3 protein-coding genes are annotated in these 3,791 nt (G+C 35.0%); 1 reads left to right on the top strand and 2 read right to left on the bottom strand.

Features of this window, described 5'->3' with window-relative positions; genetic code table 11:
- Positions 1–496: 496 nt before the first annotated feature.
- Both WH37_RS32920 and WH37_RS32915 read right to left on the bottom strand, forming a co-directional pair.
- Complete coding sequence (locus WH37_RS32920; RefSeq protein WP_046234903.1) at positions 497–985, bottom strand: hypothetical protein; 489 nt, start codon at positions 983–985, stop codon at positions 497–499.
- A 392-nt stretch (positions 986–1,377) separates the two neighbouring features.
- Positions 1,378–2,388 (bottom strand): DGQHR domain-containing protein, encoded by a 1,011-nt coding sequence (locus WH37_RS32915; protein WP_046234902.1) that lies wholly within the window; start codon positions 2,386–2,388, stop codon positions 1,378–1,380.
- Between the two features lie 136 nt (positions 2,389–2,524).
- Between WH37_RS32915 and WH37_RS32910 the strand changes: the two genes are divergently transcribed.
- Positions 2,525–2,884: a helix-turn-helix domain-containing protein gene (locus tag WH37_RS32910; RefSeq protein WP_046234901.1), complete on the top strand. Its 360-nt coding sequence runs from the start codon at positions 2,525–2,527 to the stop codon at positions 2,882–2,884.
- Positions 2,885–3,791 lie beyond the last annotated feature (907 nt).

The following is a 3,791-nucleotide window of genomic DNA, read 5'->3' as shown; positions in this document are numbered from 1 at the left end:
TTGTAGTTTGAAAAGCTTTGAAAGAACGAGATAAAGAGAGCATGTGTCCAAATTTAAGGGGTTAATCCGATACCATCCTTCTTTATGTATCATGCTTGTATCTTTCATCCAAGATAAATAACCAAAAGTGATTAGAAAATCTCTTCAATCGTTCGACTATTATATTTCAAAAATAGAGGTTAGTCAGGGCAACGCAAAAAAATGAAGGTAATCGTAACACCATTAGTTCCTGCAGTACTCATGATGTCTAGAACTTTCTTCATTTACTTTGAACGTCGACACATTTGTTCCGCTTGCTAAAGAAATGGCTGATGTCCTGGACTCCAGCCATTTCTTTAGCACACGCCTATACACTATATGGGCAGGCCTTTCGTTACATAAAAAACGGTTTTCATTTAATTTGAAATCATCTGCACATTAATTGTTTAAACGCTTTATCATGAATTTACCAACGGAACAAGGAATCACAGTAATAATTGAAAATTAATAATTCATGTTAATACCAAGCTTCTGTCAGATCTAAAACTCGGTTGCATATATTACACTCTACCTTAATGATTACTCCTAATCCAGTGGGTATGAAGATATATGCGAATTTCGCTTCTGTTGCATCAGTTGTATGACAAGAATCCCATTCTTTTATTTTTTGCAGCATAGATTCTGTAAGCTCAAATGTCATAGTACTCTTCAATTTTTCTTGTTTAGACTTTAACTTTATCAACCGTTCGTGAAGATGGCCCACTTTAATATAATTTGGATTCTTTAGGTTGTCTTCTTCTCGTTTTATAGCTCGTTCAAATTCATCAATTAGTTTTGCAAACTCGCCTACATTTGGCTCAAGTCCAAATATACGTTTCATCTCTCTATAATGTCGAAAAAAAACCAACTTTGCTTGTTCATCATGGTAACCTAGAAGATTGAGATGTGCAATAACACCTTGTGCATAATGTTTAGCCATTATTCTTCGATTGTTCATTCGGGGCATAATTGAATATACTCCCTTCCATTTAGATTACTCATTCTCCATGAACGTTAATATCTGAGGCCAAAATTAACTGGAATATTTAGTACTTTGATATTGCGTGTTCCGTAGTTATTTCGATAACTTTTTAAATCCCCGAAAGTGCAAGCTCATCAGTAGTTTATTTGAACGGGAGTAAGCAAGAAATTCTGGACCGAATTGGCCGCTCTAAAATTAAAAAGCATCCCGAGTGGGACGCCCATTTTTTTGTGAATTCCCTCATAACCAAAGAAGTGTTATAAGTAATTATCTTATGTTGTTTTTCAACCTGTATGACAGTGAAATATAAAACGAAACAGTAAAATTTGATTCATTTATCGTTTTGGTAAATTCGACGATAAATAATTGATTCTCATTCATTGATCCTTATTTTCGGGCTCCATAAACTCCCTTAGTTCAACAGCAAGCTGTTTAGAACCACTCATTCCTTTTACATATTTCAAGCGCCCATCTGCTGACCAATCAATTTTATTTTTTATTTTTGATACATATTGCTTGATCACTTTAATATCTATATGTCTTTTATTTTCAGTTAGAGATTTTGCAACTAAATGGCTGCCAGCAATAGAAAATGCGTCGATACAAACAATATGAGTTAGCTTACTTCCTTTATAATCTGCCCACTCATTAGGGAAATTTGCTTGTAAAGCACTGTAATATTCAATTGCTGCAATTAGTTTTTCTTGTTTTTGCAAAGTAGATATTCTTGACGTAAGCAAATTAACTGTTCGATATAAGTTCTGTAAAGTAATGTGGCGACCTTTACTTCTTTTTCCGATAATGCTTCCCTTTTCATAAAATGGACTTTCTCTTCTTATTAGGAGCTCCGTTGCAATCCAACTTACGTCATCTGTATCTCTCCGTAAATACTTGCTTAATGATGATCCAATCCCTTTCGCTTTCGTATTAATTGTATCAAATAATTGGATTTCCTCATCTTCATCTAAATAATGAAAAGACAAAAATGGAATATTAATCTCCGACTGAGTTTCTTGAATATACTGCTGGATTCCACCAATACGATGTTGTCCGTCCATAAGTGATGCTTTCGCTTTACAAACTAATCTACCTAAAGATGGTCTTTGTTTATCGTAACTACTGAATTCCCAATTTCCACCCGCATTTATTAAAATCGGTGTAAATAAAGAATCCGATCCTTTTGACAGGTACATAGCAAAATCACTACATCTTGATGCATCTACAGGGCGTTGATATCCTTTTCCTGATGGGTGATCGTATGGTTTTACATAGGTTAAATTAAGCGCAATTGAGGCTGACATATAACTCTGATAAGTAACTTTACCGCGCATTTTACTCTGTATTACGTTTTCTATGACTATTGGATTAAGTATTGTCGTAGATGTCATTGGAGCGGCTCCTTTAGTTTTAATATTACGTCCAATAATATATGTTATTTTAGTTATTTTCAACATGAAATATATAGAATTACTATGTTCAAAATAGATGTAATGTTTCCTACTCTATTTAAGAGGAGGAATGACTATGATAGAATTAGCAAAATTTATTGGTCAAAGAATACGTTCACATAGAAAAGCACGTGGAATCACTCAAGAACAACTAGGTGAAAAAGTAGGAATTCCTCAATCGTATATTGGCTCAATTGAAAAAGGCCAAACCTACATACAGCTTGATACTTTAGAAAGACTACTCGTTGCCTTGGATATAAACCCAAGCGATATATTTTCAACCTACAAAATATCTAACAATGCTAAACGGCTAGAAAAAGAAAAACATCTAGACGGCCTATATGCATTATTAATTCAACGAGATACCGAAGAAATAAACATGGTAGAAAAATTTGCGAAAGAGATACTTAAGACAATTGATTTATATAAAAAATAGTTTAATAAACAGAAAAGTTATTTCTAAAAAATTATAGTAAGGGCTTCCCCTATAACGTTAGAAATAATAAAACACCTGTATGAGAATGCTTCTATGTCGTAAGATGTGGAAGCATTCTCTCACAGGTGTTTTTTATTTGGCAACAAGAGTTAGATACTCCGTGAAATGAAAATGCATGTGCCCTACAAATGAGACTAATTGGAGCCCCTGCAACGGGGATCACAAATAAGCTTGGGATTAAGAATGTGACACAACTTAAGATTTGGATGGCGTGGTATCCAAAGAGCATACTCCACTGGCACGAGCAGGCTGTCGGCAAGCAATACAGCTTTGGTAAGGGGCCCGAATTCATTTTTAGAACTTGAACAAGTGAAAGCAAAGAATCGTTTTCTAAGGCATTAATTGGACACGCTAAAAAAGCACACCGAGCTAAAGAGGAGTTATCATTATAGATGGTAATGGCTGTATGGAACCCATTTGAGCGATATTGTGCGTGAAGCAAGCTTATACATGGCTTGGAATTGCTCGTGCAACAAGACCTATCGCTGGAGGCCATTTTAATTGATTAATAATGTTATACCTTCAAGGAGATCACAAAAGAGAGCCTTGTTGAGTATCTCAAATAAGTTTTAGTTTCTAAAAGCCAAACAAAGGGCACCTTGCTTTCACCAGGGACAATAATCTCGGATGTGTTATTGTTGAAGTATTTACTTATACGAGGAGCGCTTCATGGTTGGAACGTTCCAGAAAACACATATTATGTAGAGGAAGTATTTCAACATTGGATCTACCAAAATGAACGCATTAAAAAATATATGGACCCTAGGAACCGAAAAAGATTTGGCTCTTCGCTCTACTGGATGGGTACCACAGACTAGAATGGCTTCATAGATACGTTCCACTTCAA

The organism is Paenibacillus algorifonticola (assembly GCF_000971975.1).
Taxonomy (GTDB): Bacteria; Bacillota; Bacilli; order Paenibacillales; family Paenibacillaceae; genus Pristimantibacillus; species Pristimantibacillus algorifonticola.
The sequence above is the reverse complement of the archived record's forward strand: the minus strand, read 5'-3'. Positions and strand labels throughout refer to the sequence as shown.

Excerpts from the sequence above, each read along its gene's own strand:
- WH37_RS32910 (WP_046234901.1), top strand. The coding sequence starts at position 2,525 with ATGATAGAATTAGCAAAATTTATTGGTCAAAGAATACGTTCACATAGA.
- WH37_RS32920 (WP_046234903.1), bottom strand. The coding sequence starts at position 985 with ATGCCCCGAATGAACAATCGAAGAATAATGGCTAAACATTATGCACAA.
- WH37_RS32915 (WP_046234902.1), bottom strand. The coding sequence starts at position 2,388 with ATGACATCTACGACAATACTTAATCCAATAGTCATAGAAAACGTAATA.